Origin of the sequence: Mucilaginibacter pankratovii (assembly GCF_014773265.1) — a bacterium.
Classification (GTDB): Bacteria; Bacteroidota; Bacteroidia; order Sphingobacteriales; family Sphingobacteriaceae; genus Mucilaginibacter; species Mucilaginibacter pankratovii.
On the sequence record NZ_JACWMY010000015.1, the window covers coordinates 147,017 to 171,876 of the forward strand.

Annotated in this window: 21 protein-coding genes; 12 read left to right on the forward strand and 9 right to left on the reverse strand. The window is 45.6% G+C overall.

What is annotated here, in order from left to right:
- Window positions 1–7: 7 nt before the first annotated feature.
- The 7 genes from IDJ77_RS24400 (at window position 8) to bshC (ending at window position 5,991) form a co-directional block, all read left to right on the forward strand.
- Complete coding sequence (locus IDJ77_RS24400; RefSeq protein WP_191191602.1) at window positions 8–778, forward strand: hypothetical protein; 771 nt, start codon at window positions 8–10, stop codon at window positions 776–778.
- A gap of 126 nt (window positions 779–904) precedes the next feature.
- The gene (gene rpmB / locus IDJ77_RS24405; protein ID WP_067187494.1) at window positions 905–1,138 is read left to right on the forward strand and encodes a 50S ribosomal protein L28; all 234 of its coding nucleotides are present in this window, start codon (window positions 905–907) and stop codon (window positions 1,136–1,138) included.
- Between the two features lie 77 nt (window positions 1,139–1,215).
- A complete protein-coding gene (gene rpmG, locus IDJ77_RS24410) occupies window positions 1,216–1,398 on the forward strand; it encodes a 50S ribosomal protein L33 (protein ID WP_067063463.1) in 183 nt (60 codons plus the stop codon).
- Window positions 1,399–1,478: 80 nt separating this feature from the next.
- Window positions 1,479–1,637 carry a DUF4295 domain-containing protein gene (locus tag IDJ77_RS24415; protein ID WP_191191603.1) on the forward strand — a complete coding sequence of 53 codons (159 nt, stop codon included), beginning with the start codon at window positions 1,479–1,481 and terminating at the stop codon, window positions 1,635–1,637.
- A gap of 198 nt (window positions 1,638–1,835) precedes the next feature.
- Window positions 1,836–2,801, forward strand: coding sequence for a signal recognition particle-docking protein FtsY (gene ftsY, locus IDJ77_RS24420; protein WP_191191604.1), 966 nt, complete (start codon window positions 1,836–1,838; stop codon window positions 2,799–2,801).
- Between the two features lie 128 nt (window positions 2,802–2,929).
- Window positions 2,930–4,264: a 30S ribosomal protein S12 methylthiotransferase RimO gene (rimO, locus tag IDJ77_RS24425; protein ID WP_191191605.1), complete on the forward strand. Its 1,335-nt coding sequence runs from the start codon at window positions 2,930–2,932 to the stop codon at window positions 4,262–4,264.
- 116 nt (window positions 4,265–4,380) lie between these two features.
- Window positions 4,381–5,991: a bacillithiol biosynthesis cysteine-adding enzyme BshC gene (gene bshC, locus IDJ77_RS24430; RefSeq protein ID WP_191191606.1), complete on the forward strand. Its 1,611-nt coding sequence runs from the start codon at window positions 4,381–4,383 to the stop codon at window positions 5,989–5,991.
- Window positions 5,992–6,073: 82 nt separating this feature from the next.
- Here bshC and IDJ77_RS24435 read toward each other — a convergent pair whose 3' ends face one another.
- The 3 genes from IDJ77_RS24435 to IDJ77_RS24445 form a co-directional block, all read right to left on the reverse strand.
- Entirely contained in the window at window positions 6,074–6,595 is a 522-nt protein-coding gene (locus tag IDJ77_RS24435; RefSeq protein ID WP_191191607.1) for a hypothetical protein, read from the reverse strand.
- A 96-nt stretch (window positions 6,596–6,691) separates the two neighbouring features.
- Entirely contained in the window at window positions 6,692–7,036 is a 345-nt protein-coding gene (locus IDJ77_RS24440) for a TfoX/Sxy family protein (RefSeq protein ID WP_191191608.1), read from the reverse strand.
- 93 nt (window positions 7,037–7,129) lie between these two features.
- Window positions 7,130–10,201, reverse strand: a complete 3,072-nt coding sequence (locus IDJ77_RS24445; protein ID WP_191191609.1) for a GH92 family glycosyl hydrolase — start codon at window positions 10,199–10,201, stop codon at window positions 7,130–7,132.
- A gap of 224 nt (window positions 10,202–10,425) precedes the next feature.
- Here IDJ77_RS24445 and IDJ77_RS24450 point away from each other — a divergent pair, with 224 nt between their 5' ends.
- A complete protein-coding gene (locus tag IDJ77_RS24450; protein WP_191191610.1) occupies window positions 10,426–11,505 on the forward strand; it encodes an Ldh family oxidoreductase in 1,080 nt (359 codons plus the stop codon).
- Window positions 11,506–11,546: 41 nt separating this feature from the next.
- On the opposite strand, the gene galB is transcribed toward IDJ77_RS24450, so the two are convergent.
- Entirely contained in the window at window positions 11,547–13,991 is a 2,445-nt protein-coding gene (gene galB, locus IDJ77_RS24455) for a beta-galactosidase GalB (RefSeq protein ID WP_224751218.1), read from the reverse strand.
- A gap of 37 nt (window positions 13,992–14,028) precedes the next feature.
- Window positions 14,029–14,427, reverse strand: a complete 399-nt coding sequence (locus IDJ77_RS24460; RefSeq protein WP_191191611.1) for a DoxX family membrane protein — start codon at window positions 14,425–14,427, stop codon at window positions 14,029–14,031.
- 170 nt (window positions 14,428–14,597) lie between these two features.
- On the opposite strand from IDJ77_RS24460, the gene IDJ77_RS24465 reads away from it, so the two are divergent.
- Complete coding sequence (locus tag IDJ77_RS24465; RefSeq protein ID WP_191191612.1) at window positions 14,598–15,473, forward strand: alpha/beta fold hydrolase; 876 nt, start codon at window positions 14,598–14,600, stop codon at window positions 15,471–15,473.
- Window positions 15,474–15,653: 180 nt separating this feature from the next.
- Here IDJ77_RS24465 and IDJ77_RS24470 read toward each other — a convergent pair whose 3' ends face one another.
- The 3 genes from IDJ77_RS24470 to IDJ77_RS24480 form a co-directional block, all read right to left on the reverse strand.
- Window positions 15,654–17,063 (reverse strand): cyclodeaminase/cyclohydrolase family protein, encoded by a 1,410-nt coding sequence (locus tag IDJ77_RS24470; protein ID WP_191191613.1) that lies wholly within the window; start codon window positions 17,061–17,063, stop codon window positions 15,654–15,656.
- A 120-nt stretch (window positions 17,064–17,183) separates the two neighbouring features.
- Entirely contained in the window at window positions 17,184–17,960 is a 777-nt protein-coding gene (locus IDJ77_RS24475) for a LytR/AlgR family response regulator transcription factor (protein ID WP_191191614.1), read from the reverse strand.
- Window positions 17,961–17,966: 6 nt separating this feature from the next.
- Window positions 17,967–19,040 carry a sensor histidine kinase gene (locus tag IDJ77_RS24480; RefSeq protein ID WP_191191615.1) on the reverse strand — a complete coding sequence of 358 codons (1,074 nt, stop codon included), beginning with the start codon at window positions 19,038–19,040 and terminating at the stop codon, window positions 17,967–17,969.
- Between the two features lie 259 nt (window positions 19,041–19,299).
- Between IDJ77_RS24480 and IDJ77_RS24485 the strand changes: the two genes are divergently transcribed.
- The 3 genes from IDJ77_RS24485 (at window position 19,300) to IDJ77_RS24495 (ending at window position 23,985) form a co-directional block, all read left to right on the forward strand.
- On the forward strand, window positions 19,300–22,140 hold the full coding sequence (locus tag IDJ77_RS24485; protein ID WP_191191616.1) for an outer membrane beta-barrel protein: 2,841 nt from the start codon (window positions 19,300–19,302) through the stop codon (window positions 22,138–22,140).
- 374 nt (window positions 22,141–22,514) lie between these two features.
- Window positions 22,515–23,054, forward strand: coding sequence for a hypothetical protein (locus IDJ77_RS24490; RefSeq protein ID WP_191191617.1), 540 nt, complete (start codon window positions 22,515–22,517; stop codon window positions 23,052–23,054).
- A 118-nt stretch (window positions 23,055–23,172) separates the two neighbouring features.
- Window positions 23,173–23,985, forward strand: coding sequence for a 5'-nucleotidase, lipoprotein e(P4) family (locus IDJ77_RS24495; protein WP_191191618.1), 813 nt, complete (start codon window positions 23,173–23,175; stop codon window positions 23,983–23,985).
- 14 nt (window positions 23,986–23,999) lie between these two features.
- Here the strand turns inward: IDJ77_RS24495 and IDJ77_RS24500 are convergent, their stop codons facing one another.
- Window positions 24,000–24,779 (reverse strand): potassium channel family protein, encoded by a 780-nt coding sequence (locus IDJ77_RS24500; RefSeq protein ID WP_191191619.1) that lies wholly within the window; start codon window positions 24,777–24,779, stop codon window positions 24,000–24,002.
- Window positions 24,780–24,860: the final 81 nt, after the last annotated feature.

Sequence of the window (24,860 nt, forward strand, 5' to 3'; positions counted from 1 at the left end):
AAGGTAAATGAAACCAATCCTGTCATACCTCTCCTTTGTATACTTTGCGATATGTGTTACCTGCCTGTCTTTTAAAAATACCCCTCTCCCCTCCACAACCATATTTTTTTATAACGGCAACTACGATGAGCAGATAGAAGTAATGCGTGGCGCGGTGAAAAGCATATCCATTGGCGATTCTTTATCGGCAGACGACTATTACCATGTTGATTTTGATAAAAAAGGGAACATGGTTCGCTCATTCGAAAAGGACAAGTTTTATGGGAATATTTACCATATTACGGCCCGCTACAAGGTATTGCATAATAAAGAGGGTGTAAAAACAGCCATGACAGCCAACTACAATATTAGCCCTGCCGGGATTTGTGATTGCTTCGGCCGCTCTGCAAAATGGAAATTTGACCAATCGGGGCATATTATAGAATTTCTGCCTAAACGCCGCAGCGGCTACACCGAATATGAATACAACACCCTGGGCCGCGTGTTGTATCAAAAAACATGGGGAAAGTTTGATGTACCAGAAATAAGCAAGTATAGGTATGACGAGAATAACCGCCTTGTTGAACTACAAAATTACGAACCCGAATGGGAAAGCGGCGACTTCAAGGGCGGCGGGCACGTAAAAGAATTGCACGAGCGGATAGCTTTTGACTACCCGGCGTTTGATACACACCTTAACTGGACAAAGAAGCAAATGCGCTTCCTGTCAACCCGCCCAAATGGGGAAACTTATATCAACAGAACGCGTATCATAACCCGCAAAATCACTTATTATTAACCTCATTTCCCACCCCAAAAATCTTTTTGAAATATTTTGCAAAACACTATTGCCTATTTGCTTTAAAAACCTGATATTTGCAAACTCTTTTTAGGAGAAGAGCGAGAATTAAAAAAAATATTTGTCATGTCAAGAATTTGTGATCTAACAGGAAAAGGCTACATGAACGGTAACAGCGTATCAAACTCGAACGCTAAAACCAAACGTAAGTTCTATCCAAACTTACAGCTTAAGAAATTTTATATCCCTGAAGAAGATAAATGGATCACTTTAAAAGTATCTACTTCTGCTGTTAAAACTATCAGCAAACTGGGTATTACCGCTTGTATCAACAAGTTTGTAAAAAAAGGTTCTATTTAATAAAGCATAGTGATGCGTAGTGAGTGGTGAGTATTAAACTCAGCGCTTAATACCCAAAGCTCAAAACAATATACAAGATGGCTAAGAAAGGCAACAGGGTTCAGGTAATTTTAGAATGCACAGAGCATAAAACCAGCGGCATGCCGGGTATGTCTCGCTACATTACCACCAAAAACAAAAAGAACACAACCGAGCGTTTGGAAATGAAAAAATTCAACCCGGTATTACGTAAAGTAACAGTTCATAAAGAAATTAAATAATAATTGATTGATAGGTTATCGGTGCTTTAGGTTTCTTAAATCACTCATTCACTAATTCAATCATTCAAAATTAAAAAGACATGGCAAAGAAAGTAGTTGCAACACTGAAAGTAGCAGGTAAAGGCAAAGAATATTCGAAAGTTATTACAATGACTAAATCACCACGTACCGGTGCTTATTCATTTAAAGAACAAATTGTACCTAACGATAACGTTAAGGATGCAATTGCAGGTAAATAATACCTGGTAAAACTTTTGCTAAAATATTAAAAGCCGTCTTGTATCTTACGAGAGGGCTTTTTTTTATTAAGCTCATTGTCTGAACCGTGATTTATCGGATTAAAGGATTAACAGGATTCTGAAAATTCCTAAATTCTAAAAATTCGGGTTCAGCCAATCATCTGCACATCCGCATATTTAAAATCTGCACATCTACATATGGGATTATTTGATTTTTTTAAGAAAAAAGAAAGCACGCAGCAGGAACAGCAGGCGCTTGATACCGGGCTGGAAAAAACCAAGGACAATTTCTTTTCAAAATTAACCAAGGTTGTTGCCGGTAAATCTACCGTTGATGATGATGTGCTGGATGATTTGGAAGAGGTGCTGGTTACCTCTGATGTTGGTGTTACCACCACCCTCAAAATTATCGACCGGATACAGGCCCGTGTTGCCAAAGACAAATACGTTGGCACCTCCGAACTGAATAATATGCTGAAGGACGAGATCCAGCAGCTCCTGGCCGAAAACAACAGCAACGATTTCCAGAATTTTGAATACGGTAATCATAAGCCTTATGTAATTATGGTGGTTGGCGTAAATGGCGTGGGCAAAACCACCACCATTGGCAAGCTGGCCCATAAACTGAAACAAGCCGGCAACCAGGTAGTACTTGGCGCTGCCGATACTTTCCGCGCTGCGGCGGTGGATCAGATAAAACTTTGGGGCGAACGCGTTGGCGTAAAGGTTGTAGCACAGGCTATGGGCAGTGACCCGGCTTCTGTTGCTTACGACACCCTGCGTTCCGCAGTATCTAATGGCGACGATGTGGCAATTATCGACACTGCCGGCCGTTTACATAATAAGGTAGGTTTAATGAACGAACTCACCAAGATCAAAAACGTAATGCAAAAGGTGATCCCCGGCGCCCCGCACGAGATTTTGTTGGTGCTGGATGCATCAACCGGGCAAAACGCAATTGAACAATGCAAACAGTTCACCGAGGCTACTGCAGTAAATGCATTGGCTTTAACCAAGCTTGATGGCACCGCAAAAGGCGGCGTAGTGATAGGGATCTCCGATCAGTTTAAGATCCCGGTAAAATATATAGGCGTAGGCGAAGGGGTGGAACATTTACAATTGTTTGATAGAACCTCCTTTGTCAACAGTCTGTTTAAATCATAAGGGTGCGTAGCATCCGCAAATAATAATAAAGCGTCATTGCGAGGAACGAAGCAATCTCCCGATTAGCATATCCAAATGCATAGTTCAGAGATTGCTTCGTTCCTCGCAATGACGGGTTGGGAAATGTAATGAGGACAAAAACAATAAGCAAGCCGATACTAACCGCTAAACCCCGTGTAAACGTGGTAACCCTTGGCTGTTCAAAAAATATTTACGATAGCGAAGTTCTGATGGGCCAGCTGAAGGGCAATGCCTATGATGTGGTGCACGAGGCCGAAAAGCTGCGTAACAATGATATCATCGTTATTAATACCTGTGGTTTTATTGATAACGCCAAGCAGGAATCTATCGATACCATCCTGCAATACAGCGAACTAAAGGAACAGGGCAAAGTAGGCAAAGTAATTGTTACCGGTTGCTTAAGCGAACGTTACAAACCCGAGCTGGAAGCCGAGATCACCAACGTTGATGCCTATTTCGGCACCAACGATCTACAAAATATCCTCACCAATATTGGCGCTGATTACCGTCACGAATTAATTGGCGAGCGCCTGTTAACCACGCCTTCGCATTTTGCATACTTTAAAATTGCCGAGGGCTGTAACCGTCCCTGCTCGTTCTGCGCTATCCCGCTGATGCGCGGCAAGCACGTAAGCACGCCTATCGACCAGCTGGTGAAGAATGCCGAAAGCCTGGTAAAAAACGGCACCAAAGAACTGATATTGATTGCACAGGACCTTACCTATTACGGTTTGGATCTGTATGGCAAACGTAACCTGGATGAACTGCTGCGCCGCTTAAGCGACGTGAACGGTTTAGAGTGGATCAGGATGCAATATGCTTACCCGGCAGGTTTCCCGATGGAAGTTTTAGATGTAATGAACGAGCGCGATAATATCTGTAAATACCTCGATATGCCATTGCAGCACATTACCGATAATATGCTGAAATCGATGCGCCGCGGCTTAACTAAACAAAAAACCATTGATGTGGTGAACGAGATCCGCGACCGTGTGCCTAACATTGCCATGCGTACCACGCTCATTACCGGTTACCCCGGCGAAACCGAGCGCGATTTTGAAGAAATGCAGCAATGGGTTGCCGATACCAAGTTCGATCGCCTGGGTTGTTTCACTTACTCGCACGAGGAGAAAACACATGCCCATTCTTTAATAGATGATGTGCCCGAAGAAGTAAAACAGGAACGCGCCGACGCCATTATGGAAATTCAGCAGGGCATAAGCTTCGATAAAAACCAGGAGAAGATAGGCAATACCTATAAAGTACTGATTGACAAGAAAGACGGCGGTTACTTTGTTGGCCGTACCGAATACGATTCGCCCGAGGTGGATAACGAAGTGCTGATTGACGCGAGCATTGATTATGCAGCAGTTGGCAGCTTTGTTAACGTAAAAATTAACACCGCCGAAGACTTCGACCTTTATGGACAAATTGTAAAATAAGCCCATTTTTGCAGCAGGATGTTTGATTTAGAATTTTAAAATCTAAATTCGACACTTTATGAATGCCATTTCGATATCCAACATTCGAAATTCAACATTCAATATTCGAAATAAAAATGGAAGCTGCCTGTATTGACTATAAAGAAACGGGATACTTTTCCCAAACCGTTATCGACTACCTGGACGATGTGCCCGAGTTGAGATCATTTTACAGTCACCGCCCCACACTAAAAGGCTTTGCAGAATTCTTCGAACACAAAAAGGTTATTGCCGACCGCCAGCTTTTGGTGGAAGTACTGACCGAACAGTACTTTAAAAACGCCCAACACGGCGCGCCGGAATTAGAAGCTGTAGAGATCGTCCGTAAGAAGATCGAATCGCTTGCTTCGCCCGATACTTATACGGTTACTACCGGGCACCAGCTGAATATATTTACCGGTCCGCTTTATTTTATTTACAAGATAGTAACCGCCATTAAGCTTTGCCGCGAGTTGAAAGAGGCACACCCCGACAAAGATTTCGTACCCGTTTACTGGATGGCATCGGAGGACCATGATTTTGCCGAGATCAATTACACCAACATCGGCGGCAAAAAAGTACACTGGTGGTACGAGGCATCCGGCGCAACGGGCCGCATTAACCCCGATACCATGCGCCAGGCGCTTAACCAATACAAAGGTGTGCTGGGTATCGACGGGCACTCCAGCGAACTTGGCGAAATGGTTGAAACCGCCTACACCGCATTTGATAAACTGGCCGATGCTACACGCTATTTAGTAAATGCCCTTTTCGGCCGTTACGGTTTGGTTATTATTGATGCCGACGACCATCGCCTTAAACAATCTTTCGCCCCTATCATAGAGCGGGATATCATCGAACAAAATAGCTTTAAAAACATCAATGCTGTAAATGAAAAATTACAGGGTCTGGGTGTACATATCCAGGTAAACCCGCGCGAGATCAACTTTTTTTACCTGAAGGACCAGCTGCGCGAACGCCTTGTTTTTGAGGACGGAGTTTATAAAGTTAACAACACCGAGATCAGCTTTACCGAAGCTGATCTAAAACAAGAGATAGCTACCGCGCCCGAAAGATTTAGTCCCAACGTAGTAATGCGGCCCTTATACCAGGAATGCATCCTGCCCAATATCGCATACATTGGTGGTGGTGCCGAGGTGGTTTACTGGCTGGAGCTGAAATCGAATTTCGACCATTACGGGGTGGATTTCCCCATCCTCATCCTTCGCAATTCGGGCCTGGTTATCCGTAAGGAAACAGCTGCTAAAATAAAAAGCATGGAGCTGTCACCTGCCGATATTTTTAAAAGTGCCGATGAAATAAAAAACAGCTGGGTACAAAAACATAGCAATCACGACCTTACCCTTACCGAAGAATGGCGCGAAATGGAACGCGCCTTCGAAAAGATAAAACTGCGCTCGCATAAGATAGATTCTACCCTCGCGCCATCTGCCGCCGCAATACAGGCCAGGCTAAAGCACGCGATGGACAACTTCCAAAAGAAGTTGGTAAAAGCCGAAAAACGCAACTACCAAACCCGGTTGGAGCAGATAGAACACATTAAAGACGACCTTTTCCCAAAAAACAGCCTGCAGGAACGCCAGGAGAATTTCGGTTTGTCCTATGTAAAATGGGGGCAGCTATTTATCGATGAACTCATCCGTAATTTTGAGCCGTTGGAGTTTAAGTTTACGGTGTTAACGGAGTAATGCATCAATAGATATTCTACCCAAAAACAAAAAATGCCGGCATTAACCGGCATTTTCCATATTATCTCAATATCATATTTTATTATTTGGCGACGGAAACATCAAATTTACCCTCGCTGATCACTTTCTTGGCACCGCCTGTACCGGTGGAAAACACAGTAAGCCCGCCGCCAAAAGTACCCGATATACGGCTTGATGAAGCGCTGGTTATGGTAACTGTTACCTGGCTTGCTGCATCATCATCGTTAATAAAAGTATCGTCGTCCTTAGTGTTGAATAATACCAGTGGCTTGTCGTCGTCGGAAGCCGCCGTGTTGCTATAAGTTTTCCCTGCTACCGGAGTGCCATTTATGGTAACAGAAATGCTTGTGCCATTGGCAGCTGTGCCCTGTATCGCTGTAAAAGAAAGACTTCCCGAAGTACCTGTTACCGCGAAGGCGTTGGTGTTAAAAGCGGTGGCGGTACCATCAACTTTAGCAGAAATAGTGTTAGCTGGTGTACCATCAGAATCCTTTTTACATGAACTGATAGTTAAGGTTGCAAAAGCAACGGCAAAAAGCATAATAGCTTTAATAGATGTTGTGATGTGTAAGCGTTTAGGCATTGTTTTTTATTTATAGGTCTACTTATTTAGACCGCCGCGAAGATAGTCAAATAAGGCAATATTTTTAATACACGGTATAAAAAATTAACCCAGCGACTATTGCAGTTTACTCCGCTTCTTGCTCGCCTTGGCTATTTTATTATACGCAAGCGCTTTATTCACCCAGGCATCAAAATCCTTTTTGTTGCCCAGTACATCTTCGTGTACAAAAACGTAGCCTTTTGCCGTGCGGGCACGCTGTTCCATTGGCCTTACGCCATCCATCTCTAAAGCGGCTTCAAATTCATCGGGGTTGATGCGGCAAAGCATCTCGTGGCTGTTCACACAAATGCAAAGCTTATCATCCACCATAAAACAAACGCCGCCAAACATGCGCTTTTCTGCAATGGGCGATACATCCACCAAAGCTTCGCGTACCCGGTTTAAAAGATTTTCGTCCATCTTAAGCTGTAAGCAAAAAGTCCAAAGCTAAAAGCATAAATGCAGGTTTCTTAAATCACTAATTTCACTCCTTCACTCATTCACTCATTAAACTTACTCCACCGTTATCTCATCCGCGAAAATGTATGAGGGACTGCCTTTGCTTTCGTGCCAGTCGGGCAGGGGGCCGTATTGTTTGGCAATGAGTTTTATGTAGCGGGCCTTTACATTAACCGCGGCCGCAAATTCCTGGGTTTGCGGCTCCAGTTCTTTAACATCTATTTTGGTGTTTACCGTGGCGGCCAGCTTATAATTCTTCCCGTCGTCAGAGATCCAATACTGCACATATTTGGGGAACACTATCCATGCGCGGCTATCCTGCAAAGTGCCCAAACTGAGCTGCTTAATGGGTTTTACCTGGCCCATATCTATCACAGCCTCCAGGTCTTTACCCTGGTAGCCCTGCCAATTTCCCAGTCGCCAGTTGGCGGTGCCATGTATGCCGTTAATAAGCGTTTCATCGCCCTGTGCCGAGTAGTTGGGCAAGTATTTATTGGTGAGGGTAAGTTTAATATCGCTGCGGATCTTGGTGAAAGTGGCCTCGTCTATAAAGCTACTTTTGCCATTATTAATTGCTACAGCCTTTACCGTGGTGTTCACCAATATCTGTATCGGCTTATTATACAAGGCAGATGAAGCGGTTGGGGTGGTACCATCCAGCGTGTAATATATTTTAGCTAAGGAATCGATGCATTTAATTTCTACCGTGATGGGTTTTTTAAATGTTTTGGTCCCCGCTAAAATGGAAGGATTAGGCACGATGAGTTCGTCTTTTATGGCGGATGTTGGTTTCTCCAGGTCCTGCACAAAAAGTTTGTTGGCTATCCTGCCGCTGAACACCTCAAAAGTGCCACCTTTTTCAATGGTTTCATAATCGATGTAGAGCTTGTTGTATGCCTTGCCATCCAGGTTTAAGCCTTGCAAAAAGTTATTCTCACGGCTCACGGTAGCGCCGGTATTGCTGATGTTGAAACGTTTGCCATTCTCCAAACTCACGATGATAGATTCGAACTGCGGCACACCCACCTGGTACTGTTGCTGCCCCGGCGCTATGTTGTAAATGCCCAGCGAACTCATCACATACCAGGCCGACATCTGCCCGCAATCCTCGTTGCCCGACAGGCCATCCGGCTTGTCGCTGTACTGTTCGCGTAAGATCTTGTTTACATAGTACTGCGTTTTATCGGGCGCATTGGTAAAATTGTACAGGTAGGCAATATGGTGGCTCGGCTCGTTGCCGTGCGCGTATTGCCCAACCAGGCCGGTTACGTCGGCCTGTTCGCGGCCACTTAATTTGGCATTGGTGCTAAACAATTCATCCAGCTTTATTTCGAAATCCTTTTTGCCGCCCATGGCTTTCATCAACCCTTCCACATCCTGCGGTACCAGGAAAGTGTATTGCCAGCCATTGCCTTCGGTGTAGTTGTTGTTGATCTCGGTAGGCTCAAATGGCGTGTACCAGCCGCCATTATCGCGGGCCTGCATAAAGGTATTCTCGTTATTGAAAACGTTTTTCCAGTACTGCGCACGTTTAATGTATTCGGCGTATTCCATGGGCTTGTTCAGCATTTTAGCCATCTGGGCAATACACCAGTCGTCGTAAGCGTAATCGAGCGTTTTAGAAACCGATTCGTGCTCTACATCGGCATTTACCGCGCCGGTTTTGCGGTAATTATCCAAGCCAAACTGGTCGCGGTTTACGGCGGCTTTCATCGCGGTAAAAGCTTCCTCGGCATTAAAATCGCGGATACCCTTGGCGTAAGCATCCACAATAACGGGGATAGCGTGGTTACCCACCATACAATACGTTTCGTTTGATGCCAGCGGCCATATCGGCAGCAAGCCGCCCTGTTCGTACATCGCCAAAAAGGTTTTGATAAAATCTGATGTGCGTTTGCGGTCTATAAGGTTAAGCAAGGGGTTCTCCGCGCGAAAGGTATCCCAAAGCGAAAAAACCGTATAATAATTAAAGCCCGTGGCGGTATGGATCTTTTGATCCAGCCCCCGGTACTGGCCATCCACATCGTTATAAATATTTGGCGCCACCATGCAATGGTACAGTGCGGTATAAAATATCACCTGCTTGGCCCGCGCATGATCCGGAAACTGGACGCCTTTTTTGGTATAAGTAGGGTAGCCATAAGGGCTAACCTCCTGCGCTTGCTGCGGCTTTGGCGGCGCGCCGCCTTCTACCTGTATCTTGTTCAGCTCTACGTTCCAGGCGGCCTTGGCTTGCTTGTATACCTTTTTAAAATCGAAATCCGGCACTTCGGCGTCCAAGTTTCTCAATGCACCTTCGGCACTTACTGCCGAAATGCCAACTTTTGATACCACTTCGCCGGGGTTATCAAACTGGATATACATCTTAACATTTTTGCCCTGCACCTTGCTTTGGCCGGTTTGCAGCTTATCATCCAGCGCGATGCCATAGGTTTTAAAAGGTTTGGAGAATTTGGCGTAGAAGTATAAGTACTGATCGGTAGCCCACGATTTGGAACGGCGGAAGCCCCGGATCTCGTGATCGTTCACTACCTCTATCCACGAATCCAGCACCTCGTCGCGGTGCTGCAGATCGATAATGATATTGGCCTTATCGGTGTTTGGGTAATCGTACTGGTGCATACCCGCGCGGGTAGTAGCAGTAAGCTCTACCTCGATATTATATTTATTCAGTTTGGTTTTATAATACCCGGGCGAAGCCACTTCATTTTTTTTGCTGAAGCCGGATCGGTAATCGGTATTTTTTAATTGGGGGTCGCCGGTGGTAGGCATAAACAATACGTCGCAGTAATCGGCAATGCCCGTACCGCTAAGGTGGGTATGCGAAAACCCGTAAACTGTAGTATCACTGTAATGATAACCCGATGAACCGTCCCAACCCTCTAAACGGGTATCCGGACTAAGCTGCACCATTCCAAAGGGGGCAACCGCACCCGGATAAGTATGCCCATGCCCTCCCGTGCCGATGAAGGGGTCTACAAACTGGGTAAGTTCCTTTTTCTTAAGCGGCTTTTCTTTCTTCTCCTTTTTTGGCTTTTCCTTCGGTTTCTCCGTATCCTGGGCAGAGGCATTCAGCCCAAAACTAAAGGCAAGCACAAACAAAACACCGCGTAAAATCAATCTCATCTATAAATCCGGTTTACATTTTTTTGAATAACGCAAAATAGCAACTTTAGTTGTATTTGGAAGGCTTTTAGGGTGATTAGTAAATGGGTGATGGTTAATTGGGGGAGTGGTTGATGAAGGGGCGCATCGACTGATAAAATGGCCGATGTGAGTTAGCGACCTGCAGTAAAAAACAAAATCAAACTGCTTACCGCTATCTGCCAACTGCCCACTATCTTTGCCCTATGCTCGTACCCGAACCCGAATTACGCACCTTCACCCAAAATATCTTCCTGGCCATGGGCTGCAGCGAGGCGCATGCTGTATTGGCTACCGACGTGCTGCTCAAATCCGACCTGCGGGGTATCGATTCGCATGGCGTGGCCCGCCTAAGTGGCTACATTCGCCTTTGGGAAAAGCAACGCATCAACGCTACGCCAGATATTAAGGTAATTTACGAAACCGCCACCACCGCCACCGTAGACGGCGACGCCGGGCTGGGCCTGGTAGTTGCGCCTTTTGCCATGCAAATAGCCATAAACAAAGCAAGAACATATGGCTCGGGATGGGTATCGGTACGCAATTCCAACCATTTTGGTATAGCAGGCTACCATGCGCTGATGGCGGTAGAGCAGGATATGATCGGCTTTGCCATGACCAACGCCAGTCCGCTGGTTGCACCAACGTTTGCTAACGAGCGCCTGCTGGGCACCAACCCCATGTGCTATGCCTTCCCCGCAGGGCAATACCCGCCTGTAATTGTAGATATGGCCACCTCGGCAGCCGCCAACGGTAAGCTGGAAATTGCCCAGCGCAGTGGCAAACAAGTACCCGAAGGATGGATACAGGATGGACAGGGCAACTTTACCACCGACCCGCACGCCTTAAAATCAGGCGGCTCCCTTCTCCCCCTTGGCAGCGACCGCGAGCACGGCAGCCACAAAGGTTTTGGACTGAGCGCAACCGTGGATATATTATCGGGCGTATTATCCGGTGCTAACTACGGGCCATGGGTGCCGCCATTCGTATCGTTCTTAGAACCGCCCGCCAACCCTCCCGGCAAAGGCATCGGGCACTTTTTAGGCGCTATGCGGGTAGATGGTTTCCGCCCGGCAGCAGAATTTAAGGCAGACCTGGATAACTGGATCCAGCGTTTTAAATCGGCATCTACCATTGATCCCACCCAAAAGGTAATCATTCCCGGCGAACCCGAACTTGAAGCGGAACAGGATAGAATGCAAAACGGCATCCCACTGGTGGATGCCGTTGCAAAAGATTTGTATGAGCTGGCGATTAAGTTGGGCATAAAACCGCTCGAAAGATAAGATTTGACAACTTTTTAAAAGTTGTCAAATCTGCTCAATACCTACTTCGATCTGATAACCACCGTAGCAGGTGCCAAACCCTCCGATGTGGCGGTGAATGTAATCGTCCCTGCCTGCTCTTTGCCCTGCACAATGGCCAAAGCCAACCCGTGAAATGCCTTGCGGTAATCTGCTTTAAAGGGGGCGTGGCTTACCGGGTCGCCGTTATCTACGCTGGCGATGGAGGCAGCTCCGCTGATTTTGAATTTCACCAGGTTGTCGGCATTGGGTACAACGTTGCCGTTCTTATCCAATATCCTTATAGTAATAAACGAAAGGTCCTTACCGTCCGCTTTAATGTTGCTTCTATCAGCAATCAGCTCAATTTTAGCTGGTGCGCCTGCTGTGTTTATCACCTTAGTTAATACAACCTTACCGTTTTTGCGCGATACTGCTTTCAGTGTACCCGGCTCGTATTTTAAGCGCCACATTACGTGCAGGTCGTCGCCGGTTTTCTTTTTGATGCCGATTGATTTGCCGTTGAGGTATAGTTCCACCTCGTCGGCATTGTTGTAATAGGCCCAAACGTCCACCGTTTTGCCGGCCTCCCAGTTCCAGTGCGGGAAGATGTGCAGCACGGTTTTATTGGTCCATTCGCTTTGATACATATAGTACACATCCTTAGGAAAACCCGCCAGGTCTATCACCCCGAAATACGAACTGCGCGATGGCCAGCTATACGGGGTAGGCTCACCCAGATAATCGAACCCCGTCCAGATGTACATGCCCGAGAGCATGGGGTTTTTCTTCACCACCTTCCAGGTTTCCTCGTGCGTGCTGCCCCATGGTGCCGAAACATTATCATATGCCGAAACAGAGTTATCCTTGTTACCGGTAGTAAAGGGCTTATCCCAGCTGATGGGCCAGCGGCGGATGCTATCCGATGGCATATCGTAACTGCCACGGGTTTCCAGCGCCGAAGTAGATTCGGTACTGATAAATTTCTTCCCTGGATAACGTTTATGGAACGATTCGTAATCCTGGTGATGGTAGTTGTAGCCAATGATATCCAGCGCGCCCGAGGCGATAATGTTGCTGGCCGGTTCCGGATCGTTATTGGCGGCAGTGATGGGGCGGTTATCCAGGCTGCGTACAATGCCTGCCAGTTCGCGGGCTATAACGCGGCCAACAGTATCGGTGCGGCTGTATTGCTCGCCAATTTCGTTGCCGATGCTCCAGATGAAAACGGATGGGTGGTTACGGTCGCGCAGGATCTGGTCCTGCAGATCGCGTTTGTGCCATTCGTCCCAAAACTGGTGGTAATCGTACTTGGTTTTCTTCATCTTCCACATATCGAAGGCCTCATCCATTACAATGAACCCCATCTTGTCGCACAGGTCCAGCAGTTCGGGCGCAGGCGGGTTGTGCGAGGTGCGGATACCATTCACGCCCATACCTTTCAGTATCTGTAATTGCCTTTCCAGCGCCCGGGTATTGATGGCGGCGCCAAGGCTTCCCAGATCGTGATGATCGCAAACGCCCAGGATCTTTAATGATTTGCCGTTCAGTATAAATCCCTTATCGGCATCAAATTCAAAGGTGCGGATGCCAAGGGGCGTGGTGTAAGTGTCGACAACTTTTTTATCAATAAGCACCTCTGTTACCACCTTGTATAAATATGGCGACTCAACCGACCATAAACGCGGCGCATATACTGGAAGTGTATTTTCAAAAGAAACAGCTGAATCACTTAGCTGTGCTTTCGACGGTATCGACCCGCCGACGGCAACCAATTTATTATCCGCGTCAAATATTTTAGTTCTAACGGTGTAGGGCTTTGCGGTTGACTGGCTGTTCCGAACCGTGGTTTTCACCACTACGCCTGCCGACTTAATGCCAAGCTCTGGCGTAGTCACATACGTCCCCCAATGATCAATCGCCACCGGGTTTGTCGTCACCAGCCAAACATTGCGGTAAATGCCGCTGCCCGAGTACCAGCGCGAATTGGGCTGTTCGGAGTTGTTCACCTTTACGGCAATCACATTTACGCCACCATAATTGAGGTACTTAGTTAGTTCGTACCTGAACGAGATATACCCATTGGGCCTGAAGCCTAAATGGTGACCGTTCACCCAAACATCACTGTGCTGGTAAACGCCGTCGAAATCGATATAAACCTGCTTGCCTTTTGATGCCAGCGGTACAGTAAAGGTTTTGCGGTACCAGCCTATGCCGCCCGGCAAAGCGCCACCCTCGGGCGATGCCGGGTTATCCTTGCTAAATGTGCCCTCTATGCTCCAATCATGCGGGAGGTTGAGCAAGCGCCAGTTTTTATCTGGGGCCGATGCTTTCTCCGCGCCCTTTACGTCGCCTAAATGGAATTTCCAGCCTTTATCGAAATCGGCAATGGTTCGGCTGGTTTGGGCAGAGGCGTAAGGTGCAATTCCTAAGCACAATAGCAGTAATACAAGCATGCGGCGGCTTGCGGATGGCATTATTGAAAACATATTCAAAAAGGGTGTTTGTTATATGTCAAACATACAATTATACTGTTGGATGTACAGCAAACAAGCCCTTATAATTTTTACGATACGCTATCAGCAGGAAGATATTGAGGACTATTAAAACGCCACCCAGGAACAGCAGCTGCGGCCCCAGGAAAATATCGAACAAAAATATATTGAAGGTAATGGGGAACAGCATAATTAAAAACAAAGCGGTAAAGCGGTTGATGAGCAGGCCCAGTCCGCAGAGGATCTCCAGCACTTTTAAGCAGGGGAAAAAGTATTCGGCATGGGTAAGGGCGGTTAAATAGTTATCTGCCTTACGGTCTAAGCCGGGGAAGCGGACAATTCCGCTAATAAAATGAAGGAAAAAATCTAGGCCGAAGGCCAGGAAAACTATCCCAAGCACAATGCGGGCGATCATTACAGCAGTTTTCATGATGAGGGGGTTATGTGGTTTACCAAATATAATTATTTATAAACAGATAATTATAAGGAAGTTAAATGTCGCGTTGCACCCCTCCTATGTCGTTTTTGCACAGCGCGCAAGCCTGAAATGCCCACTATATTTGTATGGTCAACCAAATCAAAACAATTTAACTCACTGTTATGAAAAAAGTATTTAAAGCATCCGCAGCACTTAAACCGTTATTAATAATTGCTATTCTGGTTTTTACAGCATTTCAGTCTAACGGGCAAAAGCTTAAACCTGCCACCAGTGGCTATGCCCCGGTTAATGGCATAAAGGTTTATTACGAAGTATATGGCAAGGGCAAACCCATTGTTTTGTTGCATGGCGCTTTTTATACCATTGAGATGAACTGGGCGGAATTAATACCCCAACTATCGAAAACAAGAAAAGTAATTGCCCTCGAAATGCAGGGCCACGGGCACTCACCCTATTCGGACAGGAAGTTAGACATTGTTACCATGGCAAGTGATGTGGCAGCGGTAATGGATTATTTAAAGGTTGATAGTGCCGATGTTGCCGGGTACAGCATGGGTGGCTCTATAGCTTACCAGTTTGCTGTGCAGAGCCCTAAACGGTTACGGAAATTAGTCATTATTTCTTCTACCTATAAAACCAATGGCTGGCTGCCCGTAGTGAACAAGGCGTTTGACGGTTTCAAGCCTGAACTTTTTGATGACTCTCCTCTGCACACGGGATACGATGCTGCAGCACCCGACAAAACGAAATGGCATAAGTTCTTAGCTCAGATGTTTGTTTTTGCCGGGGAGACCTTCGATGTAGGCGACAGCAATATCGCAAAAATCACCTCGCCGGTACTGCTCATCTCGGGCGACAATGACGGAGTGGATAAAATTGAGCTGATGAAAACCTATCAACTATTGGGAGGCGGCATAGCTGCCGACCTGGCTCCGATGCCAAAATCGCAATTGGCTATTGTGCCATCGCAGAGCCATGTGGGCCTGATGATGCAGACGAAAACAATATTGGGGTATATGGAGGAGTTTTTAAAGTAGGTGTTTTCTGGCCCGCCATCCGGGCATCTCCGCCTCGTCAAGTGTCCACACTTGACGAAAAAATATGGCAAGCGTCCACGCTTGCGAGTTTAGCATTTGGGTTAAGGTAAGCGTGGACGCTTACCAACGTTATTGCGCCAAGTGTGGACACTTGGCGCGGCAGGAGGATTGTATATTCGCTCAGCTAAATGCAACTAATTGTAGTTCTTCCAAGCGGATTGCCATAGTTTCGACTGAAACTTGAAATATATCAGCCAAATTTTTAAATGGCTTGCCATTGTAAGATTCCGCTGAAGCAAGTATTTTAGTCAATCCGCGTAAATCTTTACATTTTCTTCTAAAAGAAATCACATCCTTTTCATTTAAACCAAATGCTGTATCTTGATTTATCACAAATACTCCTTTTACGAATAATTGTTGAAATTGGTCCTCAACTTGTTTTCTTGGCATCAAAAAAAATGTTGCGAACTTATCAGCTTGCAGTTCTTTAATATCTTTAGAACCGCGATTACTTGATCCGTCTAAGGGCTTGTCTCTATGTAAAATAGCTTGTTTGTGTAAGAGCGCATGACCAAGTTCGTGAGCAGCGGTGAAATTTTGAGTCGAGATTGGAAATTGTTCGGAGATGGAAACAAGTCTTTTGCTTTTGTCAATAACTCCTGCAATCTGAAGCAACTCTCCATTAACTTCATGTTGTCCTAATGTAGGCTCCCAAAAAAATTTATAGTTTAAAATTTCACTGAGAACTTTGTCGGGCTTCAATACATCAATTGGATGTTGATAATTACTGCCTTTAAAAAATTTATTTCGATGTTTCCATAATGCCAGTTGTACTTGCCTCGCCACTTCTTCGATGTCTGAATTAGACAATTTCTTATCTACCCAAATATCCGAACGTAAAGAATCCATTTCTTGATGGTACAAGGTATTGATTTTCACGTCTTCTTCAAGGGTTTGAAAGCATTCCGCACCCTTTGTTGTAAGTTCTTGATAGCTAACCTTTAGTGCTTTTGATTGGACATTAATCTGTGTAGGCCATTCTTCATTGCCAAACCAAAGTAGATTTAAGTTTATTATAGACAGGCATCCTGAAACAGCAGCTATAGCGTTGTTCAACGCGACGCCGGAATCACCCCTTGCGAATTTAACGCCATTATTAAATACGAAGATTGATGCATTCGATAATTCAACACACAAGTTCGCAATCTCAAGTAAAATCTCGGTAGGCAATTTAAGTGCTTCTACAGATTGGCGGTTTAACTCTGCTTTTAAATTCCGGTCAGACTCTTCATCCCGAGCTTGACGGAGTTTGATTGCTCGGTCGAACTCTTCTGAGTCTTGTTGAAAAAGTTGTTCTAATCGAGGATATATTCGACTCTTTATGTCTAAGTCAATTCTATTCAGTTCAGTAAGCGAATTTTTGTATCGTCCTCTATTTTTTATGTCATTAGTTAAAGTTATGACAGTTAAAGTTAATTGGGCTGCTAACATTCCTTGTAACGCGGCTGCACTTCCTGACCCCGGTTTATGGTTACCCGCGCCGAATTTATTAAGAAGTGTTCCCGTTGGCAGATTAATTAAACTTTCCATTCATAACTAACATTAAATTAAAACTTTAACGAGTTGAAGTTACGAATTAAAACCCAATTTACCAAGTTAATTAGCATTCCACCTGTGGTCGGTATTATTTACCGCACCACCACCACTCCCCTACACCCACCTACTCAAAAACGCCCCAAACGCATCCTTATATTGATCCCCCACCGTAATGTTGATCTTGCCTATTTGCATGGCGTTGCGGGTAATGGAGTTGATCTTATCCAGCGATACGATGTACGAGCGGTGCACGCGCATAAAGCGTTTGGCGGGCAGCTTTTCTTCCAGTGCTTTCAGGCTGCTGAGGGTGAGGATGGCCTTCTCGGAGTTTTTGAGGAACACTTTTACATAATCCTTCAGGCTTTCCAGGTACAATATATCGCTTAGCGCGATGCGCACCAGCTGGTATTCTACTTTGATGAAAAGGTAATCGTCTTCCACGCGTTCGGCAACTACGGGTGCGGGTTCTGTTGCAGGGGCGGCGGCAGCTGCAGGTGCCGGGTTGTTCGATTTTTGCAGCAATTCTGCATAGGCCAAAGCCTTGTTGGCGGCATGCAAAAACTCTTCGTAGTTAAAAGGTTTCAGCAGGTAATCCAATGCATCTACCCGGTAACCTTCCAGCGCGAACTGGTTGTAAGCGGTGGTGAAGATGATGCGGGGTTTGCTGGGGCCGCGACTATCCAGTACGCGGGCAAGTTCGATACCATTGAGGTTGGGCATCTGGATGTCTAAAAATATCAGGTCTACCTTATGCTGCTGTAAGCCGCCCAATGCTTCTACCGCGCTGCCGTATCTGCCCACCAGGTTTAAAAACGGGGTTTGTTCAATAAAAGCGCAAACCAGGCCAAGGGCAAGCGGCTCATCATCAACGGCAATGCAGTTTACAGTCATGTTGGTTTATAAGGAAAGTGTTAAGTTAACGGTATAAACGTTGGCATCCAAATCGTTATTCACCTCCAAAATATGTTTGCCGGGGTATAATAGGTCCAGCCGGCGGATGGTATTGGCAAGCCCGATGCCTTTGTTATCCTCCAGGTCGGCACCCTGTTTTTTATAAATGCTGTTTTGCACATGCAGTTTCACCTGGTTCTCGTCCTGCGTAATGCGTACTTCAATAGTGCTGGGCAGGGTATCGCTTACGCCGTGCTTAAAAGCGTTCTCTACAAAGGGCAAAAACAACATGGGTGCCACCGGGAACTCTTTTAACGGTACCGGCGATGTATAATCTACTGTTACCTTATCGGTAAGGCGCAGCTGCATCAGGCTGATATAATCTTTAATAAAAGCTATCTCCTGGCTCAGCAGGGCGGTGCTGTTTTGGGTATCGTACAGCACATAACGCATCATCCGCGAAAGCTGGTGCAGCGCCGTGCGCGATGTTTCTACGTTCACCAGCGTAAGGGCGTAAATATTATTCAGCGTGTTGAAAAAGAAGTGCGGGTTGATCTGCGCCTTTAAAAACGACAGCTCGGAACTGATCTTATCGGCCTCCATCTCCTTTTGCAGGGTTTTGTTCTTTTGCCAGCTTTGCACAGTGGCCACACTGGTACTTATACCCAGCACAAGCGAGGTAATGGTGATGGTGAACGTATCAAAGTAACCGTGCTTGCCAAAGCCGCGTTTGACGGGCCCGCGTTTATGAAAAGCCACTTCCAGCAATTCGCGGATATTAAAAAACCTGTCGGCAAAGCCGGTTAAAAACACAATGGCTATAATAATGGCAGTAAGCAGCAAAAAGTAAATACCATTGCGTTTTTTGAGCAGGAAGGTAGGCACCAGCACATACGCATTTAAATAGTACGCACCTACGAGCAGGGCAAATACAAAGGTTTGCTTTAACCAAAACTGGTAAGGCACCTCTATATCGCGCAAAAAGGGCTGGTAAAACAGCAGTATATTGCCCAGCACTATCCATATCAGTATCTGGATGAGGATGCTGCCAAATGAGCTTTTAAAACGTTGAATTATCATTTGCTATAAGCAATTTGTAAACAGTGTGTTACAATATTACAAATCCATTCGCCATATCCCCAACCAAAATCTACAGGAGGCACACATTTACCGACGAGAGCTTAAAACTTACCGTTAAAAAGGTTTTTTTGCGGGTTTGATGTTCCGGCGGCTTTTCATCGGTTAAAAAGGGGCATCTGTCTACACAATTCCATTACCTGTCTATCGCATTTTTTTAGGGTGCTGTAAAAGTATTGTTTTGTGCATCATCAAAAAATATATGAAACTTAAATACTTATTTGTTGCCCTCGCTTTACTGCTCAACGTAAAGGTTTTTGCCCAAACCGGCAGGGATGTAAAAGGCCTTGTGAAAGATAGTACAGGTGTTACCCTCCCCGGTACCACCGTAAAAATAATAACCGATAAAGATAGCAGCGCCATCATTACCGATGCCAACGGCTCGTTCATCTTCCATAATGTTACCGTAAATCAGTTTAGTTTGGTAGTGGTATCTATGGGGTATCAACCCATCAAACGCCGCTTTATTTTAGATAATAAAACCACCCCCTTTACCCTGCTGCCCATTGTGCTGAAATCAGACACGAGAATGCTGGGCGTAGTAACCATTACCGATGTAAACGCGGTAAAGTTGAAGGAGGATACGGTAGAGTTTAATGCCGCCGCCTACAAAGTGCGCGATGGCGCCCCGGTGGAGGATGTAATAAAAAAGCTGCCCGGTGTAGATGTAGATAAAGATGGCAACGTAACCGCGCAGGGCAAAAGCGTTACCAAGATAAGGGTAAACGGTAAGGATTTTTTTGGGGGCGATCTAAAAACAGCTACCAAGAATTTGCCGGCAGACATTGTACAAAGCATACAGGTAATTGATGATTACGGCGACCAGGCCAACATTACCGGTATAAAAACCGGCGAACCCGAAAAAGTGCTGAACATTAACATAAAACCCAGCAAAAACTATGGCTACTTTGGCCAGGCTACCGTTGGCGGCGGGCAGGATATGATCCCTAATGCCGATGAGAAAGGCCGTTATGTAGCATCGGGTAACCTTTTCAGGTTTGATGGCGACAGGCAACTTGCTGTATTAGGCAACTTAAATAATACCAACACCAACCTGTTTAGTTTCGGTAGCCCTCCGGGAGGGGGAGGCGGCCCGCGTGGTGGTGGCCCCGGTGGTAATGCAAACGCGGCAAACGGTATTACCACCGCGCGCAGCATCGGCTTTAACTATCGCGATAGCTGGAGCAAAAAAACAACCGTATACGGCAGCTACAGCTTTGCCAACAATACCGTGAATACTACCAGCACTACTATACAAAACAACATATCGTTAAACAACCCCAGCACCAATAACCAAAGCAGCGTACAGGAAACCAGTAACCTTAACCACCGCTTTAACTTTAATATTGAGTACAAGCCCGATACGCTTAACTACCTAAAAATAACGCCGTCGTTTTCTTTTGCAGGTGTAACTACCGACCAAAACGCAGCCAATACCCTGATAAACGCTACGCAAACCATCTCCGATTATACGTTTAACTCGTACCTACACTCCACCTCGCCAAGCTTTGGCGGCAATGTATTGTACAACCACCGCTTTCCTAAAAAAGGGCGTAATTTTAGCCTAAACATCGGTGCAGGTTCGTACCATATCGATCAGTATCAAAACCCGATATACACTTATATCGAGGGAGCTGCCAATGCACCGCTTAATCAGTTCATCAATACGGCCAGCCGTACCGATAGTGTTGGCGTGAACGTTTCTTACCTGGAACCCTTGGCCAAAAAATCGTACCTGGAGTTTACTTACGGCTACAAAAACCAGAATACTACATCAGACAGGAGCACCGATACTTTGACAACAGGGGGTGTGCGCAATAATTATGCGCTGCTTACAAACGATTATCAATACACTTTTATCACCAACCGCTTCGGGTTAAACTTCAGGTTTATCGATAAAAAATACAACTACACTTTGGGTGTGGTAGCGCAGCCATCAATATTGGAAGGCAACTCGCCGGGTTTCGCGGTTAACCGTAAAACGGAGTTCAACGTGGCGCCTACAGCGAGGTTTATTTACAACTTCAGCAGGAGCCAGTCGCTTAGCATCAACTACAACGGTACCAGCCAGCAGCCAACCTATACGCAGCTGCAACCCGTTACCGATTACTCCAACGCATCGTACCCGGTAACAGGTAACCCCGATTTGAAACCGGAGTTTAACAATGTGCTTTCGGTACGTTATAACAAGTTCGATTTTGCAACAGGTAATGTGTTCTTCAGCAACCTGTCGTTCACCCAAAGCAATAACAAGATCGTTTCTACCACAATCAATTACCCGGTGAACGCATCGGACCCTAACCTGGCAGGGACCATTTTAACCACCTACCAAAATGCTGACGGGTATTATGCGGCCAATGCCTTTTATGTATTTGCCAAGCCATGGGCAAAACGCAAGTACAACCTGTTTTTTCAGGGTAATGCCAACTACAATAACAATATTTCCTACATAGGCGGTTTTGGTACCGATGGTTTATCGATAGAAAAGAACATCGCCAAAAACCTGGTTCTATCGCAGGGCGTAAGGTTCAGGGTGAATATTACCGATGTAATTGATGCGGAAGCCAACACCACTTACGCCATTAACCGTACTACCAATTCGCTGAGCGCAGCTAACGTAAATACCAAATTCAGCACGCTTAATTTAGGTTTAAACGGCAAAAACTATTTCTTTAAAGACTGGACCCTGAGCTACGATTTCACCAAGCAGATCTACTACGGGTACCAGGGTGCAACCAACCCCAACATCCTGAACACCTACGTAGAACGCAGGTTTTTAAAGGGCAATGTAGGTACCCTGCGTTTCGCGGTGAACGATGTATTTAACGAGAACACGGGCTACACCACTACATCAAGCGGGAGCTTTATTACCCAAACCAATGCCAATCGCCTTGGCCGTTACTTCCTGCTAACCTTTACCCTGAGGCTGCAGAAATTTGCAGGCGCAAGGCCATCAGGCCCGGGTGGCCCGGGCGGTCCGGGCATGGGTGGCCCAGGGCCAGGCGGTCCGGGCGGCAGCGGACCAGGCTTTGGCGGCAATTAATATTGTATACTGATCTGTTCTATATTCAAAAATGCGAGGAGGCACCTGTAAGGGGTGCCTTTCGTGCTTAAAGGTGGGTGTAAAAATTGCCGGCGAAGGAGGCACCTACGGAGCCAAAATGTTTATGTCGCACTTTGCTATAAACAGGAAGCTCCTGCCGGAGCTCTTTGATAAGGATTTTGGGCTCATCGCAATTTACTGGTACAGAACTATAAAGAATAAGCCTGTAACCGCTTTTTTTGACTCCAGGGGAGTCCCCTGTTTATAGAAATAAATGAAATATCCTTGGCTCCGTAGGTGCCCCCTGTATGCTGATGTAACAGCTAATTATTACAAATAAGTGCTACATTTATCAAACCTTAAACTGCTACAATATGAGGAAGCTGATATTAATATTGCTTTGCCTGTTTACCGCTAACGCCTTGTTTGCACAGGCTGTTAAAAACACATCCTATAAAACTTCTTCGGGCGAACGTGTGCTGCAGTTAGAAGTAGTACTGGATACGGATATGGCTTCTGCCTGGAAACTGTTATCTACCGATGAGGGCCTGGTAAAATGGGTGGCACCGGTAGCGCATATCGAACTGAAGAAAAACGGTGTTATTGTAACCAATTATGATAAAACCAAACCATTAACCGATAGCAGCTCCATAAGGTTACCTATACTGGCCTACACCAAAGGCAAAATGATCACACTTAAGGTAGAACTGAATAACAATTTCACCAAAAGCGTTAGAAATAGCGACGATAACCTGAAGGAGGTGATCACGCTGGTAAAAATAGATGCGGGGCATACCAAACTCATCTCGGCCATGTCGGGCTTTGGCGCCGGGGCCGATTGGGATAAAACCTACGAGTTTTTTGTACGGGGCAATACCTACACTTACGAAGAATTGCTAAAGCATTATAAATAAAACGCAAATCATTCTCTTTTACCTTCCCGGCGCGGGCGGTAATTCCACAACCGGGCAAACATTTTACGGATAAAATAAAACCCGGATTGTTAAAATCGCCATATTTGTATAACCAGATATGAAAAAGATCACCGCCTCCCTTTTAGCCGGGCTTATCCTGATAAGTGCCTGCTCTGCACCAAAAAAAACGGAAAGCATCTCTATGGCTAATAGCGGCAAAGTATGGTCCTCGCTTTGGCAGCAGCGCTCGGCAGAGTACAAGGCGCTGTGTTTCCAGGCGTATAACCTGGCCAAGATGCGCCTGAACGAAGCCATTCGCACCGAGGGTACCAAACCCTTTGCGGTGGTTACCGATATCGACGAAACGGTTTTAGACAACAGCCCCTACGACGCTATGCGGGCAGATTCTAACCTTGAATACACCCCCGATACCTGGAAAGCCTGGACCGCCAAGGCCATCGCCGATACCGTGCCCGGCGCGCCCGCTTTCTTTAAATACGCCGCATCAAAAGGCGTAGCGGTGTTTTACATCACCAACCGCAACGAAGACGAAAAGGCCGCCACCATCAAAAACCTGCAGCTGTACGGCCTCCCTAATACCGATGACGCACATGTGCTGATGCGTGAAAGTTTATCAAGCAAAGAAAGTCGCCGCCAGGTTGTGCTGTCTACCTATAATATCGTACTGCTCTGCGGCGATAACCTGCCCGATTTCGATGCCCTGTATGATAGCCCCGCGGATAAAAAACAAACCGAACAAAGCCGCGCCGCCGTTACCGAAAGACTGAAAAAAGAGTTTGGCAGCCGGTATATTGTTATCCCCAACCCCTCTTACGGCGATTGGGAGAACGTATTGTTTGATAACAAAAAGCTAAGCAACCCGCAAAAGGATTCGGTGATGCGGGCAAAGGTGAAGGTGGATAAGCAGTAGCGCGGGCCAATATATTATTTTGCTTTAAGCCATTCCCCAAATGAATTTATAAATAGCCCAATAAAAACGATTCCTAAAATAGCCTCAAAGCCCACTAATAATCTCAAATTATCGTCAATTGGTACAATATCGCCGTAACCAATAGTTGATATGGTTACAGCACTGAAATATATCATCCTCTTGAGGCTATCATTTATTATCAATCCCTGATTATATCCAATCAAATTATTAATATTTTCAATTTGATCGTCTTTTAAGACAATTGAGGTTGGCTTTAATGTGTCGCTCTTCGGGATGAGATATTTAGAATCTATTGGATTGTCTTGGTTAGAATAGGCAAACAGTTCTCGCGTTTGTCCAAAAAATATAGGTTTCGCAACAGTTTTCGAAATAGTCTGTAATGAAAAAAAGTAATTATAAATTGTGGGTTGAAATTTCCCCGGCGTGGAATGATACATATCTGTGTAGTTAAAATTTCCAATAAAAGTAATCTCGCCTTCTTTTACCTCTAACTCTTTTAAGATTAACCTGTCAATGTGCAAATATACCGGCAGATAAGCGCGTTCAATTTCCATTGATGTCGAGTCATGATGATTACTACGAAAATTCCTTACGATTCCATCCTTTAAGTCATCAATTACTGTGTCTCTAAGGTCTTGGTATTCTTTCTCAAACTTTACTGTACTGTTGTAAAACTTATCTTTAAAAAAACAATTGTATACCACTGCAAACGCAAAAATTATGATGATATAACTTACAAGGAGTAACCCGGGGTTGAGAAAAAACTTACGCATTGACTTTACTTTTGATCCAAGTTAGAATTATTTCCCCATCCCTCAATCCCAATGATTGTTTTTTTTGTCAATATTAAGTTT

Coding starts and splice junctions, on each gene's coding strand:
- IDJ77_RS24400 (WP_191191602.1), top strand. CDS start 8: ATGAAACCAATCCTGTCATACCTCTCCTTTGTATACTTTGCGATATGT.
- rpmB (WP_067187494.1), top strand. CDS start 905: ATGTCAAGAATTTGTGATCTAACAGGAAAAGGCTACATGAACGGTAAC.
- rpmG (WP_067063463.1), top strand. CDS start 1,216: ATGGCTAAGAAAGGCAACAGGGTTCAGGTAATTTTAGAATGCACAGAG.
- IDJ77_RS24415 (WP_191191603.1), top strand. CDS start 1,479: ATGGCAAAGAAAGTAGTTGCAACACTGAAAGTAGCAGGTAAAGGCAAA.
- ftsY (WP_191191604.1), top strand. CDS start 1,836: ATGGGATTATTTGATTTTTTTAAGAAAAAAGAAAGCACGCAGCAGGAA.
- rimO (WP_191191605.1), top strand. CDS start 2,930: ATGAGGACAAAAACAATAAGCAAGCCGATACTAACCGCTAAACCCCGT.
- bshC (WP_191191606.1), top strand. CDS start 4,381: ATGGAAGCTGCCTGTATTGACTATAAAGAAACGGGATACTTTTCCCAA.
- IDJ77_RS24435 (WP_191191607.1), bottom strand. CDS start 6,595: ATGCCTAAACGCTTACACATCACAACATCTATTAAAGCTATTATGCTT.
- IDJ77_RS24440 (WP_191191608.1), bottom strand. CDS start 7,036: ATGGACGAAAATCTTTTAAACCGGGTACGCGAAGCTTTGGTGGATGTA.
- IDJ77_RS24445 (WP_191191609.1), bottom strand. CDS start 10,201: ATGAGATTGATTTTACGCGGTGTTTTGTTTGTGCTTGCCTTTAGTTTT.
- IDJ77_RS24450 (WP_191191610.1), top strand. CDS start 10,426: ATGCTCGTACCCGAACCCGAATTACGCACCTTCACCCAAAATATCTTC.
- galB (WP_224751218.1), bottom strand. CDS start 13,991: ATGTTTTCAATAATGCCATCCGCAAGCCGCCGCATGCTTGTATTACTG.
- IDJ77_RS24460 (WP_191191611.1), bottom strand. CDS start 14,427: ATGAAAACTGCTGTAATGATCGCCCGCATTGTGCTTGGGATAGTTTTC.
- IDJ77_RS24465 (WP_191191612.1), top strand. CDS start 14,598: ATGAAAAAAGTATTTAAAGCATCCGCAGCACTTAAACCGTTATTAATA.
- IDJ77_RS24470 (WP_191191613.1), bottom strand. CDS start 17,063: ATGGAAAGTTTAATTAATCTGCCAACGGGAACACTTCTTAATAAATTC.
- IDJ77_RS24475 (WP_191191614.1), bottom strand. CDS start 17,960: ATGACTGTAAACTGCATTGCCGTTGATGATGAGCCGCTTGCCCTTGGC.
- IDJ77_RS24480 (WP_191191615.1), bottom strand. CDS start 19,040: ATGATAATTCAACGTTTTAAAAGCTCATTTGGCAGCATCCTCATCCAG.
- IDJ77_RS24485 (WP_191191616.1), top strand. CDS start 19,300: ATGAAACTTAAATACTTATTTGTTGCCCTCGCTTTACTGCTCAACGTA.
- IDJ77_RS24490 (WP_191191617.1), top strand. CDS start 22,515: ATGAGGAAGCTGATATTAATATTGCTTTGCCTGTTTACCGCTAACGCC.
- IDJ77_RS24495 (WP_191191618.1), top strand. CDS start 23,173: ATGAAAAAGATCACCGCCTCCCTTTTAGCCGGGCTTATCCTGATAAGT.
- IDJ77_RS24500 (WP_191191619.1), bottom strand. CDS start 24,779: ATGCGTAAGTTTTTTCTCAACCCCGGGTTACTCCTTGTAAGTTATATC.